Annotated in this window: 11 protein-coding genes and 1 pseudogene; 8 read left to right on the top strand and 4 right to left on the bottom strand. The window is 38.1% G+C overall.

Annotated features, from left to right (window positions below; all coding sequences use genetic code 11):
* Positions 1-474: 474 nt before the first annotated feature.
* The 8 genes from ACPUYX_RS11300 (at position 475) to ACPUYX_RS11265 (ending at position 11,925) form a co-directional block, all read left to right on the top strand.
* Entirely contained in the window at positions 475-1,455 is a 981-nt protein-coding gene (locus ACPUYX_RS11300) for a hypothetical protein (protein WP_426379763.1), read from the top strand.
* Positions 1,456-1,460: 5 nt separating this feature from the next.
* Positions 1,461-2,978 (top strand): hypothetical protein, encoded by a 1,518-nt coding sequence (locus ACPUYX_RS11295; RefSeq protein WP_426379762.1) that lies wholly within the window; start codon positions 1,461-1,463, stop codon positions 2,976-2,978.
* Positions 2,979-2,998: 20 nt separating this feature from the next.
* Entirely contained in the window at positions 2,999-6,520 is a 3,522-nt protein-coding gene (locus ACPUYX_RS11290; RefSeq protein WP_426379761.1) for a helicase-related protein, read from the top strand.
* A complete protein-coding gene (drmB, locus tag ACPUYX_RS11285; RefSeq protein WP_426379760.1) occupies positions 6,517-8,409 on the top strand; it encodes a DrmB family protein in 1,893 nt (630 codons plus the stop codon). The genes ACPUYX_RS11290 and drmB overlap by 4 nt, the downstream gene beginning before the upstream one ends.
* Before the next feature lie 113 nt (positions 8,410-8,522).
* Positions 8,523-8,939: a very short patch repair endonuclease gene (locus ACPUYX_RS11280; protein ID WP_426379759.1), complete on the top strand. Its 417-nt coding sequence runs from the start codon at positions 8,523-8,525 to the stop codon at positions 8,937-8,939.
* Between the two features lie 26 nt (positions 8,940-8,965).
* Positions 8,966-10,258, top strand: a complete 1,293-nt coding sequence (locus ACPUYX_RS11275; RefSeq protein WP_426379758.1) for a restriction endonuclease — start codon at positions 8,966-8,968, stop codon at positions 10,256-10,258.
* A gap of 264 nt (positions 10,259-10,522) precedes the next feature.
* Positions 10,523-10,873 carry a helix-turn-helix domain-containing protein gene (locus tag ACPUYX_RS11270; RefSeq protein WP_426379757.1) on the top strand — a complete coding sequence of 117 codons (351 nt, stop codon included), beginning with the start codon at positions 10,523-10,525 and terminating at the stop codon, positions 10,871-10,873.
* Entirely contained in the window at positions 10,873-11,925 is a 1,053-nt protein-coding gene (locus ACPUYX_RS11265) for a DNA cytosine methyltransferase (protein WP_426379756.1), read from the top strand. The genes ACPUYX_RS11270 and ACPUYX_RS11265 overlap by 1 nt, the downstream gene beginning before the upstream one ends.
* A gap of 44 nt (positions 11,926-11,969) precedes the next feature.
* Here the strand turns inward: ACPUYX_RS11265 and ACPUYX_RS11260 are convergent, their stop codons facing one another.
* The 4 genes and pseudogenes from ACPUYX_RS11260 to ACPUYX_RS11245 all read right to left on the bottom strand — a co-directional run.
* Positions 11,970-12,926 carry a restriction endonuclease PLD domain-containing protein gene (locus ACPUYX_RS11260; RefSeq protein WP_426379755.1) on the bottom strand — a complete coding sequence of 319 codons (957 nt, stop codon included), beginning with the start codon at positions 12,924-12,926 and terminating at the stop codon, positions 11,970-11,972.
* A 14-nt stretch (positions 12,927-12,940) separates the two neighbouring features.
* Positions 12,941-14,797, bottom strand: coding sequence for a Z1 domain-containing protein (locus ACPUYX_RS11255; RefSeq protein ID WP_426379754.1), 1,857 nt, complete (start codon positions 14,795-14,797; stop codon positions 12,941-12,943).
* 11 nt (positions 14,798-14,808) lie between these two features.
* A complete protein-coding gene (locus ACPUYX_RS11250) occupies positions 14,809-15,957 on the bottom strand; it encodes a restriction endonuclease PLD domain-containing protein (protein ID WP_426379753.1) in 1,149 nt (382 codons plus the stop codon).
* Positions 15,958-16,663: 706 nt separating this feature from the next.
* A pseudogene (locus ACPUYX_RS11245) lies at positions 16,664-17,494 on the bottom strand (IS110 family transposase); the annotation flags it as partial.

The raw sequence follows: 17,494 nt of genomic DNA, 5'->3' as shown, positions 1-17,494 counted from the left end.
AAGAGTAGATCGACAAGTTTACCAATGTTCAAAGAATAGACGAGATTACTTCTCTCATTTTGTGTTTTGGTCTATGGGGCTTGTCTAGATGAAAAAAGTGATAGGTAACAAAATCATTTGCTACCCGTTTGCGATTAGGAAACTTTACTATTGTTGGTCTTAAAAGTCCTAAAACTATGCCATTAATGAGAAATAGAACAGGAATGTTAAAAAGGTCCCTCCTCTTAGTGCTCAATAAATCTTCTTAAGTATAATTACCATTTACATGCGGTTTGATTTAAGACAACTAGAACAATATGGATAATGTAATTCCAATAAATACTTGTTCTTTCTTGCCATTTCATAATGCGAAATTTTGCTATAATTAAATGTAGAAAGAGGATGAAATGACTGAGATCGTCTAGAAAAATTTAAAGTTTCCAAAGGTATTGTAGATATAAAGGTGCAAATTGTTGTTAAAGGTTGTGGAAAACAATGGGCATTAGAGATTTGAAAGTTCTGAATAATTGCACACCTATTAACTTACCAACCTGGATAAATTTTGCGTTCATCCTAGGAGCATTTATTAGTGAACATGGAATCAAGTATAAGAAGCCGGCGAACGTAATTATTTCTCTGCCAAGCGAACATTTTTTTTCACTGTTTATTGCTATGGGGATCGCTGACAAAGGATTCTCTGTTAACAAACAGATGAGATCCATAAGGAAAGCGGTATTAAATTTAGAAAAGGGAAGTCGTATCATTTATCAAGATGATAAATCCAGACGAAAAGTATCTGTGATTTCAATAGAACCAAGTCCTGTATTTCAAGATGAAATGATTTTGAAAATCAAAGACGGAAAGATCGAAAGAGGAATTCCTGAAAGACAGTGGATTGAACGAGTCATTCTATTAGATGAAGAATACGATCAAATCAAAAGAACAATAAAGGTTAATAAGAAAAAGCAAGTAGGCTTGGAAGCTAGTCCATTATTACGTGTATTATACTCCTCTAGTCAATTGAATAAAGTTTCATTCTATCCAGGTGATGCCTTTTATATAGTTGGAAACGTAAAACAAATTTATGAATTAATAGACAAGGAAATATTTATTTGCGATCACTGTAAAGGCTCCGTTAAAGATTTCTTGTACATTGATAATAACTGCAGTTATAAAAACGGACGATTGTTTTCTTCACAAATGAAAAAAATACAAGCTGACATAAGCAATGAGCTCCCAGTTATTTATTCGGATATTAACAGCTACTTAAAGCAGTTTAAAAACTTTATAAAAAACCCAAGTATTATTATTACAAGCAGATGCGACAATGAGAATCGATTGGTTGAAGTAAAAGAAAAAATAAAAATTGAACTTTTGCAGCGAGATTATAAAATTATTACCTCTGAAATTAATGACTATGTAAAAAATCATGATGCTCAAATCCCAAACGGAATTGAGTATTTTTCATGGAGGTAGCGCTGATGAATTTAAATAACTTATTACGTTTATATGATTATACAAATATACAAGTCTCCTTTAAATCGTTCGATAGTCATGAATTGTTAACCTTAGCAAATTTACTGGATAAGTTTAAAATAAAAGTGAATAAATGGTATGAAGACGATGAATACCTGGTAGAGTCTTTGAATTTATTCAAAAAAGTATTCTATAAATTTCTTTTGAGCTTTCTCCCTTATAGCAACGTTATCAATATAGAGTTAGAAAAACAAATGCTGTGCAAATTTTATCAGATTAAAAGCGGTTATCCTGAACTTTTTTCAACTCATGTAAGGCACATTGCGGAATTGGTTAAAGAACTGAGTAATTCGCCAATGAATTATTTAACTTCATACCTTTGTGATCATATCAACCAAAGGATGAGACCTGGTTACAGAGTAGCTCTTGTTACTAAAAGAGCTGTTTCATCTGAAGAAAGACAGATATTAAGTCAAAGATTAAGAACTTATTTTGATGTTAATTTTTTTACGGAAAATAGTTTCAAAAAAGAAATTGCTTTTTTTGATGAAGTAATTTATATAGGCAATATAAATTATTACGGCGATTATGCGAAAAATACGTTCAAGGGAAATACGACGTTTATTTCATATGATATTTTTTCTAATGAGATAATCCCTAAAAAGATATTTGAGGATATAGATGAAGAGGGAACATACAGTACGATTTTTAATCACATTTCATTTGGTGAGTCGGCAGCTAGGAAAAGCGTGATCGACTTTAACGAAAAAGAATTGATAAATCAAGCTGTTAGTCAGTTTATCGGAAAAGAAAATAAAAGCGGGGATTATTCTCAGGATACGGTGGAAGCATCCATTGTGTACTTGGAAAATGACCGCTTTTTATTTGCTCCCAACGATTCTAAAATTCGTGTTTACATACCAAATGACAAAATTAATTCTGTAAGGCAGGTAAATTTTAAGGATGTTGAAGAGGACGATTATATCATTATTAGAAATGAACGAGATACCAAGTTAATTGCAGAAGTTGCCGATCAAGACGTATTAAAAATGAATGCCAAAGATTATAGAAACTTGCAAAATAACTGGAAAAATAAATTGCGTTTAAATGTCCAAAAGAAAGGTGCCAAAAATGTAAGCGATATATTAATGAAAAAGTATCATTTAGAAACAGCATCGGCACAATCCGTGAGGTCTTGGTGCGCTGAAGATTCTATTTGTCCGACCGAACTCCCCAAACTTTTAAGGGCGTTTAAATATGAGGAAGATGAAATCAAGAATATTCACAGCGTGATGAAGGAAATACGAAGCGCCCATCAAAAAGCAGGACGGTTGATATCTGAAAAGCTGATGAATGAACTGTCCGACAATATCCTTCAAGAGTTAAAAGAAAAGGGCTTTTATACCTTTCAATCCCAAGAATTTAACGGTGCATCTTTTAATATTGAAAGAATCGTTTCCATCGATAACACGGCACATCAAATTGCCCCGCACAATTTAATGAAGCCTTTTGACTTGGATTAGAAAGAAAGGAGTAATATAGAATGGCAGTATCTTTAGAAAAATCACTCATAAACCGTCAAAAGGTTTTAGAAAATGTACGTCAAGAAATGATAGGACCCTGTCAAATAAGGGATAACTATACGAAGTTTAACCCGATAGGTTCTGTAGTTTTCGAATCAAAAGATGAGCTTTTCAAACCGTATTACTGGGAAGTTGGCGGCGTAAAAGAAGAAATTCTGCAAAGGGAAACGCCGACCGAAAGATATGTCAGCGGAATCTTGTTTCCCTTAGGAATCGATCAAAATGAAGAAATATCCCTTGAAACTCCTATCGAGAAAAATTCGGATGAAGAAGAGAGTCAGAGGATCGATGAATTATTCGAACATCAAGAGGGGGTCGAGTCCACGGAAGAGGATGGTGAATTAGAACTCTTTCCGCAAAGAAGCGATTTTTTACCGTCAACAATTGGTTTAACGTTTTGCGTTGATAGAAATGTTCCGTATCTGACTGTTAAACTCGAAGGAGGAACATATATACCGCATAGTGTGAGAGTAAAAGGCGAAACCGGAAATATTAAATGGTGGTTGCGGGAGACTGTGGAAGGGTCTTGGAATTTGAATTTAAAAGAATTAATCAGCCGCAGACAGATCGAGAACAATATATCTATGACCAATAAAAAAGGCGAGAAAATTAGTCAATATCAAATTCAGCTTCATACCCGCCTTCGTGAACTAAAGGATAAATTAATTATTACCATTAGTGTTACTAACCGCTCGGAAGTTCCTGATTTTAACAGGATGCAGTTAATTTTATTCCAGGCTAAAATGTGTATTTGCACTCCTGAAAATAATTCATTTTCCTTTTATCCTAAAATGTATCAATTAAAAGGTTTACTCAATGAAGACAAAGACGAAGCCTCAACTGAACTGCTTTATCGTAACGAGGGAGTGTATGCATTCGGACACGGATGTGCTGCACATTGTGAACAAAATTGCTCAAACGTGAAAGAAATATCAACTACTTTTATGCCGGAATACGAAGCACTAAGCATGACTCCCAACGTTTTTATAAAGCAAGGGGACAAGGAAGTAGAACTCGAAATAAGGATGAGCGATTTAGCAGGCCTCTCGACAAATAAACATCCGGAGGAAATCTTAAAACCACTAGTAGAAGGTTACAGTGAATGGATTAAGCAAAAAGAAAAAGAAATAGTGACTGAAGTTCCGGATTTGCTTAAACCAATCGCCAAGAAGCATATTGAGTTGTGTCATGAAAGCTTAGAACGCATGGTTAAAGGTCTTGAACTATTAAAGATTCCGCAAGTACTGGAGGCTTTTCAACTGGCGAATATTGCCATTCTTCTGCAACAGGAAAATGGAAAAAATAAACGTTCGGGTTATATTGATGATAAGAAACTTAAGTTTGATTTAGACTATCTAGAAAATGTTAAAAATGAATCAAAATTAAAAAGTGCTAAAAATACTTGGAGAGCCTTTCAGATTGCATTTTTTTTAATGTCTATGGAATCTCTCGTAGACGAGAAATGTGATTCAAGGGAAATTGTTGATTTGATCTGGTTCCCGACCGGCGGTGGCAAAACAGAGGCTTATTTAGGGGTAGCAGCATTTCAAATGATTTTAAGACGGCTTAGAAATCCTTCGGATGCCGGTGTTGATGTCATGATGAGATATACGTTAAGACTATTAACTGCCGATCAATTTCAAAGATCTTCAAGGCTTATCTGCGTTTTGGAATATCTAAGAAGGAAAAATGAAGAAAAACTGGGCAGTACCCCGTTTTCAATCGGGATATGGGTAGGGTCGAATGCAACACCAAATAACAATCTAACCGCAAAGAAATATCTAAGTAAGTTGCAGCGTAATGATAAAACGGCTAAACAGTTTATCGTTAACAGTTGTCCTTGGTGCGGAGCTCCCTTAGGATATTACGAGCAAAAAGCAAGTAAGAAGAAAAAAATCTATCTTGGTTATAAGTTTGAAAACGATAAGTTAGTGCTGCACTGCCCGGATCATAACTGTGAATTTCATGAAGAATTACCCGTTTATATCGTGGATCAAACTATTTATGAAAAAAGGCCGACATTCCTCATTGGAACCGTCGATAAATTTGTACAGTTAGTTTGGCAGCCTAAAGCAAGGTCTTTATTCGGAATAGACTGGAACGGGAATAACGCGGTGAATCCGCCGTCATTAATTGTGCAAGATGAACTTCACTTAATCTCCGGGCCATTAGGTACATTAACCGGTTTGTTTGAGGCCTTAATTGAGGAGCTGTGTTTAAAGAAAATAGATGGGCAATTAATTAAACCCAAAATTATTGCAGCAACAGCCACAATTAAACAATTTGAAGAACAAGCCCTTGCTCTATTCGGGCGAAAAGAAGCCAGGCTGTTTCCAAGTCCCGGATTAGAAAATGAAGATTCTTTCTTTGCGACTCCTGCAATCGATAAAGCAAGCGGTAAACCGATGCCCGGCCGAAAATATGTAGGCGTATATACCCAAACGGTTCGGATTATGATGTCTCAAGTTATGTCTTTTTCTTCAATTCTTCAGGCAGCTGTTGACATTGACGAAAAAGAAAGAGATCCGTATTGGACCTTGTTAACTTTTTATAATACTTTGCGGGAGTTAGGCGGCGGTCTGACATTAATACAAACCGACATACCTCAGTATTCTAAATCAATGGCCATGCGAAAAGGAATGCAAAAGAACGTTCGATATATCAACAATGTCCTTGAATTAACGTCAAGGAAAAACAGTCATGAAATTGCTAAAACAATTGATGACTTAAAATCGAGTTATAACTTCCAAGAAAATTACAAAGATGCGGTCATAGACATGTGTTTAGCATCAAACATTATTGAAGTCGGGGTAGATATTGATCGATTATCTGTTATGGCCATTGTTGGACAGCCGAAAATGACCGCCCAGTATATTCAAGTAAGCGGACGGGTGGGACGCCGCTGGTGGGAGAGCCCAGGACTAATTTTTACGCTGTACTCCAATACAAAATCAAGAGATAAATCCCATTTTGAACATTTCAAAGAGTATCATCAGAAATTATATGCTCAAGTTGAACCGACTAGTGTAACTCCCTTTTCGGATTCGTGTTTGGATCGAGGACTGCACGCAATTATTATTGGTTTTTTACGCCAAGCGTTAGATGATACCATTGCAAGAACTCCGGATTGGAAGGAAATCAGCAAGTATTTGAATAATCGAATTGTACCGTTTTATAACAGACTGATCGAGAGAGCTAATCTTGTTGACCATGAGCAAGTTAATGAACTTAAAAGCAGGTTTCTTGATGTACTGAAGAGGCTTGAGAAAGGAGATTATACCGCCTGGAAGGTTGAATCGAATGTAAACGGGTATATGTATACAGCAGGTTCCTCCGTTCCGCCGGCATTAAAAAGCAAAGCCGAGTCCATGATTAATTCCATGCGGAATGTAGACTCAGAGTGCAGAGGACTCATTGTTTCTGTTTATAACTCAGCCGAGCGAGGGAATGAACCTGTAAGTTGGGAGGGATTATTCACGTGAAAGATTTACCTTTGAGAAGAGGCCAGCTTGTGACTACTTTTGGTCCAGGTGCTCTTGTAATTAGTCCTGAAGGAGAATCTGCAATGATAGGCGCTCTTGACAGGTGGTTTTACGATATAAATGAACGACGTATTGAATCACTTGATGAGTTTGAAATACATGAACCAAGATTAAGATCATTACTAAAGGTCAATAAATTGTTGATGCCTCCGGATTACAGATCGGGTTTCAAATACAACGGAGAAAGTGATATCAACACTCAAACGAATACCGAAATTTATATACCATTGCTTCGTTTCCCGACATGGCATTACTGTCCTGCGTGTAAAACGCTGCATCAAATTCCGATGTCTTCTCGGTCCAGCTGGCATGATTGTAAAGAATGTAAGAAACTCAAAAAGATGATTCAAGTACCATTTGTCATCGTCTGTAAACACGGGCATATTTCCGATTTTCCCTGGAGAGAATGGGTTCATGGTGATGAGAATACAAACTGCGGCGGACAAATGAAACTTGTTTCCACCGGAGGAGCGACTCTAGATTCTCTAAAAATTAAGTGCAGCTGTAATAAGGAAAGATCATTACGAGGAATTATGTCCCGCAAAAGTTATTCAGATAATGATGACACAGCCGTCAGTGAATTAAGCAAAAGATTAAATGAAACCAGCAATGTCTTGTATCGTTGCCCCGGCTCTATGCCTTGGTATGGTACAGAGAAAGAAAAAGAAGATTGCTCTGCCTTTCCGGTTGCTGTACTCAAAAATTCTATAAATGTCTATTATCCGAATACAATTAGTGCAATATATTTGCCGGGAGAAAACCAAGCCGTCGAAAAACTAATTGATATGTTTGAAAGAAACGGCATTACTTCATCATGGCTTAATGTAGCTCCGAAACTTGAGGATAAGATAAAGTTAGTTGAAAAACTATGTCCTCCAGAAATCCAAGATTATAACCAATCGGACATTGAACTTGCGATCCTGTATATAGAAGGGTCATTGACGGAAGAACATCAGTTTCTGGATCAAACCAACCCCAGAAATGCAGAAATTGAGCTGAGGAAGAAAGAGTTTGAAGTGCTTTTACAAGAAATAGATTCGAAGAATCTTAAGGTAAGGAAAGAATGGGCTTTTGATGAAGCAGATAAAAACTCTTATTTCAATCTTATTAATCGAGTGACAAAGCTCAAAGAGACGATAGTTTTAACCGGATTTAACCGGCTATCCCCAGGAGAGGATTCGGAACAGAATCAACTTATTAAAGGTAAAACCCTCTTGTTTAAAGATGTGAGTTCATCTGATAACAATTGGCTGCCGGCTTATAAAGTTTACGGCGAGGGATTATTTTTTACGTTGAACCGCGAAAAGTTGGACATATGGGAACAACGGCCGGAAGTGCTGCATTATTTTAGCAGACTGCAACAGCGTGTTGAGAAAAAGGCCGGAAACATGTATGATCTAATCGTCAGACCCAGAAATGTTCTTTTGCATACTTTAGTTCATATTATAATTGACGAACTTGCTTTGACCTGCGGTTATAATTCTGCTTCTCTCCGCGAGCGGTTATATTTGGGCGAGGACCAAAGCGGTGCATTAATTTACACCTCATCAGGAGATATTGAGGGTACATTTGGAGGTCTTGTAAGAGTGGGAAGAAAAGAATACTTTTTCCCAGTCGTTAATAAAGCGGTTGAAAAAGCGAAATGGTGCAGTTCCGATCCCGTCTGTTCGGAGATTGGAAGGACTTCTGGACAAGGGGTTAATAATTTAAATGGCGCCGCATGCCACAGTTGTGCTTATCTGCCTGAAACTTCATGCGAATTGGGGAATCTATTTCTCGACCGAACTTTAATAATTGATCCCGCAATTGGTTTCTTTAATGGAGAGTAACTCGGGAACCTTCTCATAAAAAAATATTGATCTGTTTGTTAGATAAGAGAAGTTTATTCAGTTGAACTTTCCGCGGTATATTTTTCTAAAATAACAATTTTTGGTGAATGGAAATGGACAACCTTACTAAAGAACAGCGTCATAAAAATATGCAGGCAATAAAAAACAAAGATACAAGCATCGAATTAATACTGCGTAAGGCTCTGTGGCAAGAAGGAATAAGGTATAGGAAAAATTGCAGTAAACTGACGGGGAAACCGGATATAGTAATTGCAAAATACAAAATTGTAATTTTTTGTGACAGTGAATTTTGGCACGGTTATAACTGGGCAATTAGAAAGCAAGAAATTAAATCAAATCGTGACTATTGGATTCCAAAAATCGAACGTAATATACAAAGGGATAAGAAGGTTAATGAAATACTTAAAAGCGATGGCTGGCTTGTGATTAGATTTTGGGGAAAGGAAATACAAAAAAAATTGCCGGATTGTATTCAACAAATTAAAGATGCAATTACCAGTCGCATCTAATTAGAAAATACAAAGGCGGAGATGGAATGCGGATAGGCGAAGTATTTAGATATGGACGACCGTATGATCATACAGAGAAAATAAAAGATGGCTTAGAGAACTATTTCTACCATGTTTACACGCCCGGCGAAAACTTACCGATTCTTGAATCGGGGATTAACCCCATTAAGAAAATAAGAACTCCAGAGGGGCTAGAACGACGGCCTGCTATATTGATTTCAAGCAGCCCCCATAAGGCTGGATATATCGAGACTCCGTGGGAAGATACATTTGATCCGGATAATGGTCATATAAGATATTACGGAGATAATAAAGCTCCAGATAATGATCCTGCGTTATCTCCGGGTAATAAGATTTTAATTGAGGCCTATAAAATCCATTCTTCTCCGGATAAGGAACAAAGAAAAAACTTTGGGGTACCTGTTATCTTTTTTCGAAGAGTCGCATATTCGGGTCGGATAAAAGGAAATGTTTTATTTCAAGGCTATGGGATTGTTAAATCTATAGAACTAATTACCCAATTTGATCCTAAGAATAATCGGTATTTTTCTAATTATGCTTTTGACTTTACAATATTCAGCTTAGTTAGGGAGTTTGAGGATTTTTCCTGGCAATGGATAAGTGATCGAAGAAATAAAAATTTTAGCAATGAAGAAGCACTTAGTAATGCTCCGGATAGTTGGAAAATTTGGATTAAGTACGGAATCGAGGGAATTGAGAAATGCCGTAGACGAGTATCAACTATACAGATAATACCGACCGCCGAGCAAAAGACTAAACCTGGAACTAAAGAAAATCGAATTCTAACGGCTGTATACAAATTTTATGAAGGCCGAAAGCATAGATTTGAAGCGATGGCATTATTTATTACTCAACGTATTTTTAAGAAATCCGGAACAGAATTTGTAAGAGGGTGGATAACCTCACCGACGGGCGATGGAGGAGCAGATTTTATTGGAAGGCTTGAAATCGGATCTGGTTTTTCGAAACTTAGAACGGTCGTTTTGGGGCAAGCAAAATGTGAGAAATTGTCTTCTCCTACAAATGGCAGGGACGTGGCTAGAACAGTAGCACGTCTGAAACGTGGATGGATAGGGGTTTATGTTACAACTTCGTATTTTTCAGAATCAGTCCAACAGGAAATAATCGAAGACCAATATCCTTTGATGCTTGTCAATGGTTTAAATATAGCAGTGGAATTATCCGAAGTTATGTTTCAACGGGGTATAACTGATGTAAAAAATATACTAGAAGACATAGATAGTGACTATGAACGTCTGGTTAGAATTCGAAGACCAGAAGAAGTTTTATTTATTTGAGTTTGATTTCAAAGGTTGCCGCGGCTGGTAATTTTGTCGAAAGAAACTCTGGGTAACGCTGTTTCCTTTTAAGTATTCAAAAGGACAGTGCTCAACGGAGTTTTTTTATATATGGAAGTTTTAAAGTCTCTAACCGGGTGACTCGCGAGAGAATATGAAATGTCTATTATATGCTCATCGATTACGCTGCTATTTAGCAGCGTAATCGATAAAATTATTGATATTTGGCAGCAATTGTGTTAATCTATTTGAAGAGGTGAGATTATGTCCTGCTTAGGAGATCTTATTAAAAACAAGCGTGAAGCCGCAGGGCTCTCTCTGAAACGATTAGGAACTGCTTGCGGCGTAAGCGATAGTGAAATAATGAAGATTGAGAATGGAAGCCGCAAAAGTCCAAACTGGAATACCTTGTGTGAAATCTCTCAAACATTAGACTTTCATCCTTTCGAACTTTTATTAGCAGCAGGATACATAACAGAAAACGATATTCATCCAAATTCGCAGATTCATGGGTTAGAAAAACTCTGTGCAGATGATGTAAAGATGGTTCAATTATTTATTGACTTTCTGGCAATGCGAAGTGGTAAGAATAACATTTCAAAGGAGGAACATTAATGCCATTTCGTTTAGGTGAATTATTTTGCGGGCCGGGCGGGATTGCGTGGGGAGCAATGAACGCCGCTGTCGGCGATCCGCATTATACGATTATCCATCAATGGGCGAACGATTACGATGCGGATACCTGTGAAACATATCGTTTCAATATTTGCCCAGATGCTCCAAATACCGTATATCATGAAGATATTCGGAAATTTGATATGACAAAACTCGCACCTATCGATGCTTTAGCTTTTGGCTTTCCGTGCAACGACTATAGCGTGGTTGGAGAACAGAAAGGTATGGATGGTGTTTATGGACCATTGTATTCCTTCGGTGTCAAAGCGCTGAGAATATTCAAACCTCAATGGTTTTTAGCAGAGAATGTTGGAGGTCTAAGAAATGCAAATGACGGGAAGGCATTCACAAAGATTCTTAAAGAGTTACGAGAATCTGGCTATACAATTACTCCGCATCTATATAAGTTTGAGGAGTACGGAATACCTCAGGCAAGACATCGTTTGATTATTGTAGGTATACGGAACGATATCAACGTCGAATACAAGGTTCCATCAACAGCACCTTATGTCGGAATTGATAATACTTGCAGAACCGCAATCGAAAATCCTCCAATTCGGGCTGATGCATATAACAACGAATTAACAAAACAATCTGCAACCGTTGTTAGAAGACTGCAGCATATTCTTCCCGGACAGAATGCATTCACGGCGGATCTTCCAGAAGATTTGCAGCTTAACATTACCGGTGCAAAAATTAGTCAAATCTATAAGCGGCTCGACCCAGCAAAGCCTTCTTATACGGTTACAGGAAGCGGCGGCGGCGGAACACATATATATCACTGGGAAGAACCGCGAGCATTGACCAACAGAGAGCGTGCAAGATTACAAACTTTCCCTGATTCCTATAGATTCATAGGAAGCAAAGAGAGCGTTCGCAAGCAAATAGGTATGGCAGTACCTTGTAAAGGTGCAAAAATAATTTTTGAGGCCATTTTGAAATCCTTTGCGGGGATTGACTATGAGAGTATTGGCCCAAGTATCAATGAATAAATAATAAGCGGTTACTTTGTTTTGCTGCAAAGTAGCCGCTTATTTCACACATGAAAATCCATAAAATATTGCTCATTGTCAATTCGATAAAAGGTAACATCCGTTCTTCCGTAGTTTAGCAAATCTAGTTTCGATACGAACGCACCATTCCCAAGACCTAACCGGTTTCGGAAGTACTCTCCTAGTTGAGCATTACTAAGAGGTGTTGTAATCGCCTTATTGTTTTGTTGCTCAACCCTTAAAAGGAGTGTATGGCCGTCATCCGTAACTACTGTAAAATGCTGTTTGTTAAGCGGAAAGAAGCCGGTTCTTGCAATTTTTGCAGGAAGATGTATATAAGCTTGGTTTCTGTTTCGGTCCTTGCGTTGGCCCCAATTAAGACCCGACTTTGCTCCAACTTCCCCCCTCTTTGTCAGAAGAGATAGAGTTGCGGAAATAATACCTTCCCCGGCTAAGGTGGTTATCGGTTTATTTTCCGCATCTAATATTTGATGCGTTGGACGGAGGACAATATTATCTTCGACCTCTGCATGATTGCAATAGATGGAATTTGTTTCAACTTCCTCATAAAATTTAAATGCTTCTTCTGGGTCGATGCATTCCATGATTTCTTTTCGAGATGAAACAAATGCGTTTTGTATGAAATCAGCAGAACCTGTATATGCAAGCATTGGCGTCTCGCCCTTCAGCCAAATGTATAAATTTGCATGGACTGGAGGGTTTTCGCAAACATAACTGCATGTGAATCTTCCCGCAGTATTTGGATATGCCTTGCCATGGAGCTCCTTAAAACCTTCATGTATAGGAATACTCAGCCCGTCGAAAGGAACCATGCCTATCAGCAATGAAATATTAACAGAGGATATATTCTGTTCCTGATAACTCTTTATTAACCACGATGCCATACTGGGAGTAGCATATCCACTTAATATTAGTAAAGTGTCTGCTCCTTGAAGCGAAGGAGCAAATAAGATTCTTTGTGCTATATTATTAGTGAACATACCTGCTTGCCCTCCTATGCTTCTGTATCATCTTCACACACATCATAATAAACGGTATCGTGTGGAAGTTTAATATTTGGCACCCAAAGAGCTTTTCCTCCCCATCCCTTAGTTCCTGTGACTTGGTACATGGTAAGGACGATTTTGTTGAGGAAAGTACCGCCAAGTTTCCAGTCATTCGGAGACAACAATGCGCCGGTTCCTTGGGCAACATTCCTTTCTCTACGAACTATTAAAATACCTTGTCCCGCAGGTTGCTCTGAAAGTATAGTTTCTATGACAGAAACGAACGCATTCAGCTTAAAATCCGGACTGGTAATAATGTGAGACAATATCTCCTTAATAAATCTTAAATTTACTTGGTAGTAAGGCTCATCATCAGAGAAAGGTTTTAATAGCTTTGATATATCCTCAATGGTGTCATTATCTGGGTAAAAAGGATAATAGTTTGTTCCCCCTGAGAGAATTTCTACGTGCTTATTATCAAGCACATTCTTTCTTGTTGGACTTATACCAATCGGATAATAAATTTTTATATTATCAATGCCTTGCTCTATCTGAGCGATGATGGAGTTATTGGTAGAGTTTATATCCGAAAACAATTTATAAAGCTGTTCGTCTATAAAGATCTTCATCATGCCGGGATCTCTGTCATAACCAAACATTCGACTATGCTGCCACATTGTGTCAGCCTGCGGTTTTTTACTTGTTCTTGTATAGTAAATTGTCTGTAGCCCAGGGAAAGTAACACCTCGACCAAGGGTGTTTCCGCCAATGATAAAATTGCAGCCTCTTTCATATTCGGAACTTTCAACATCTGTCTTGCCGTTCATAACGAGGATTTTTATATCTTCGTTTTCTATCAATTCTTTAGTAATTTTGTAGATATCATTCAATGACAGTTTCTCGCTTTTCTTGGGTTCTAAAGAAGAATACTGAGACTGCAATTCCAAAATATAATCATCATTGATATGTTCAAAACACCAATTTAGCTCTTTTATAACCTCGTCGGCATAACGCTGGTGGACCGCTTGGCGCACACTCGGATGTATAAGGCAGTTTGATACTTTCCCGCCGGTAGCTAATATCTGCGCAGAAACAGCAAGGTGGCGTATAAGAACATTTCGTGTTGGTCGTTCAATGTTTTCAAGATAATCAATGTATTCAGGCTTACCGCTTGTCGGGAAGAAAAAATCTCCACCTAAATAGCCATCGCCTGGACGAAAGTAGTATGAAAAGTACGGATGCCAGCCGGAAGCAAGTGTCTGCAGCAAGATCGCCTGAGGAGTTCCGGTGACCTGTAGATACAAACTGCTTGATGCGCCATTCTTTATAGAATCCAAATACTTATTAATCGATGACTGATCATTGCGATTTACAAGTGTATTTAATGAAGCGGCATCTGCCTCGTCGTCAATGATGAAAAGAGGATTACCCTTCATAAAGCCCGTGGAATTAAATACATTCGCCCACAGTCTCAGTATTCTTGAATTTTTCTTTAGAACAACAATCGCCGGCTTAACAAGGCTATTCTCAATAAACAACCCTGAGTCGTTTTCACCGCAAATACAGAAACCGTCTATATCGTCTCTGACACGATCCAACGTTTGTTGTTGTAACACAACATTGTCTGTTGTGAGTAAGATAAATGCCGGGAAACCTAAGTCGGCAGCTTTGCACATAATGCCAAACATTTGGCCGGTTTTTCCAGATTGTACATTACCAAACAACAAACCAATTTCATGGCTTGTGAATGAGAAATTGCGAATATGTTGACGGCCAATATCTTCAGCAGTTTTAGCAATGGACTCTGCCAATTTTTCATTGCCTCGGTCTATAATCTTTTGAAGATATGTTTTCAAGTATTGCATAGTTGCACCTCTCATTCGTTAGTAGTTGTTTCAAACGATAAAACCCACACATCAAGCTCAGAGCTGTCTTCGTCCAACGCTTTTTGGTCGGTCTTTGAAAGTACAAGGCTATCGCAGCCATATGCTTGTAACATTTCTTTCGTAATCATTCCTTTACGGTCTGTATCAGCTTGGGTATCATTCACAGGTGTTACAAGTCCTGCTGCCGCAAGTCTTCCTTTAATCCAACGACCAAGAATAAGTTCATCGCCAACAGCACTGAACTGCTTATTACCGTCACTTGTGGTATGAGCTTTAAACCAATAGCCATCATCGGTAACTACAAAAAAGGTCTTGTTCTTTTCGGGATATCCCTCGGAGCGAGTTATCTCTTTGCTCACGGTCAGCTGGGTCTCATACCAATCACGGGATTTTCTCTTGCTTCGCGGTGCTGCATAACTAACATTAATATTTGATTTTGTGAAATGCTTTCCATCATCCATATGTCGCTCATCATAAGCAGGAACTTTTATCGGCAACACAAATGAAACTCCTGTTTTATGTTGTACATAAAGCTTTACACCGGTTTGAGGAATTTGCGTTACTGTGTCGATGCCGCTGAGTGATGTATTAACTTCTCTGATTAGCTGCATTCCGGTTATACTTGCAATATTAGAGGAACAATTCTGTGATTTAAGCCTCTCGATAAATTCTGCGATTTCTCCGCATTCGGCAGCATCATAAGTAATTGATGAGATTTCATACTGTCGGCGGTTATTGGCATCTAATTTGATTACCCCTAAGTTAGCAGAACCAATGATAGCGGAAAAAGGTTGTCCTTCTCGGTGAAAACAGTATAATTTTCCGTGATACTTAAAGGCTTTTACAATCCTAATCTCTCCAATGCCGGCCTCTTTCCATTTCTTGTTCAGTTCAAGCGCAACATTGTAAGACCCCTCAGGCATTCCTTCGATGAAGTACATTCCAATAGTAAGGCATATACTGGATATGTTGTGCTCCTTAATCAGAAGGTCAAGTTCTTCTAATGCAGCACGTGATATATATCCAACTGCAATTTCAACACGGTCTGATTTTGCAATTTGCTCATTAAAACAGTCAATAATTGTTTCTTGACCCTCAAATGTGCCAAGGGGCAGAAGATTAGAATATAACAGATTCATTTTATTACTCCTTTGCGCCTGAAGTAAACTTGCCTACTAATAATCAAGAAGGTAAATTATAACGAAATTAAGAAATATATTTGAGTCAATAATACAAGACATATTAATTTTATTAAAATGATGAAATCCTTGCAAGCGGATGGGAATATTATTTACGTGTTCAAGATCCTGGGGAGTCGCTTTTTAACTGCTAAATAATTTATCCTTGTGAATGTGATTAGGTCATCACCTGGTAACAAGCGAAAGACTGCCTTACTGGCAGTCCTATTTATATCGGAATATAATTTGAACCATTTAGTATAAGACAAAACTGAATATGTATGGATTTAAATACAGATTCCGATGCAGTATATTTTGACACTGATCTTGACGTAGTACGAAAAGTTGAGTTGCATTTTAGAGCGGGTTAGAGAAATTAATTCACGTCCCTTTATGGTTTACATATGAAACGGTTTAATTTAAATTAAATGCCGCAATTGATTTTTTGAAACTGTAAAGGATTCTGGAAAGACGATTGTTAAGCAGTCCTGTAGAAACTGAAGAAATAGATTAGACAAAAAGTGTAAAGTATCGTGTGGAAGAGTATGAGGCGATCTCCGGTAAGATTGTAATACAAGAGTTAAACTTCGGCGATTTTGTGCGAGAGACTAACTATAATTCTACCCTCCAAACTCACGGAATTTATCTTTTTGAGTTTATCTAATCCCTGATTTCGGGCTGCCGCCCGTGCGGCTTCTGTCAGAGTTCTTCTTAGTGCATTGTTCCCTTTACGAGTTCGACTGGACTTGCGTTTCCTTGCACTTTCATTCTGAACTGGAGACATTCCCGCCCATGATGAGAGATGGGCATCGCTTGGAAAGCGACTCATATCGGTACCAATTTCAGCTACAATTTCTTCGGCAATACGTCGACCAATGCCCGGAACAGTATCCAGAAACTACAGGTCTTCTTCAAAAGGGAGTGTACGGTTCACCACTTCCCGATCTAGACTACTAATCTTTTGGTCTTAAAAGTCAATGTGTTCGAGTTGACTTTTAAGAATCATTTTCTGATGAGGTCCGATTAGACTATTTAATGCTTTTTCAAGAGCTTCCTTCCTGTTCTTAAGTCTTCCTTTGGCTAAAAATGCTAACAATATGGGGTCATTCACATCTTGAATAATCGCATCAATCATTGCTCGTCCGGATACTCCCATAACGTTGCTAGCAAAAGAGGCGAGTTTAATATTCGCTCCTTCTAAGAATTTCTGTAATCGATTGACCTCACGAGCACGCTCTTCAATTAAACTGCGGCGATAACGGACTAATTCTCGAAGTTCTCTTTGATCTCGATCGGGAATGAAGCTTCCTTTGAGCAATCCATGACGTAAAAGATCAGCAATCCACTCAGCATCTTTAACATCCGTCTTTCGACCTGGAACCGCCTTAATGTGCTGCGCATTAGCAACGAGAGTTTCAATTTCATTCAACTCTAAAAGATTGCAAATAGGTTTCTAATAGACACCGGTGCTCTCCATGGCCACATGAGAACATTCTTT

Source organism: Desulfosporosinus sp. SYSU MS00001 (assembly GCF_049943955.1).
Classification (GTDB): domain Bacteria; phylum Bacillota; class Desulfitobacteriia; order Desulfitobacteriales; family Desulfitobacteriaceae; genus Desulfosporosinus.
Note: the sequence above shows the minus strand (reverse complement) of the source record. Positions and strands in the feature narration are given on the sequence as shown.

Bases quoted from the DNA above. Each gene is read 5' to 3' on its own strand.
- ACPUYX_RS11250 (WP_426379753.1), bottom strand. From the start codon at position 15,957: ATGAATCTGTTATATTCTAATCTTCTGCCCCTTGGCACATTTGAGGGT.
- ACPUYX_RS11295 (WP_426379762.1), top strand. From the start codon at position 1,461: ATGAATTTAAATAACTTATTACGTTTATATGATTATACAAATATACAA.
- ACPUYX_RS11275 (WP_426379758.1), top strand. From the start codon at position 8,966: ATGCGGATAGGCGAAGTATTTAGATATGGACGACCGTATGATCATACA.
- ACPUYX_RS11260 (WP_426379755.1), bottom strand. From the start codon at position 12,926: ATGTTCACTAATAATATAGCACAAAGAATCTTATTTGCTCCTTCGCTT.
- ACPUYX_RS11300 (WP_426379763.1), top strand. From the start codon at position 475: ATGGGCATTAGAGATTTGAAAGTTCTGAATAATTGCACACCTATTAAC.
- ACPUYX_RS11290 (WP_426379761.1), top strand. From the start codon at position 2,999: ATGGCAGTATCTTTAGAAAAATCACTCATAAACCGTCAAAAGGTTTTA.
- ACPUYX_RS11270 (WP_426379757.1), top strand. From the start codon at position 10,523: ATGTCCTGCTTAGGAGATCTTATTAAAAACAAGCGTGAAGCCGCAGGG.
- ACPUYX_RS11280 (WP_426379759.1), top strand. From the start codon at position 8,523: ATGGACAACCTTACTAAAGAACAGCGTCATAAAAATATGCAGGCAATA.
- ACPUYX_RS11255 (WP_426379754.1), bottom strand. From the start codon at position 14,797: ATGCAATACTTGAAAACATATCTTCAAAAGATTATAGACCGAGGCAAT.
- ACPUYX_RS11265 (WP_426379756.1), top strand. From the start codon at position 10,873: ATGCCATTTCGTTTAGGTGAATTATTTTGCGGGCCGGGCGGGATTGCG.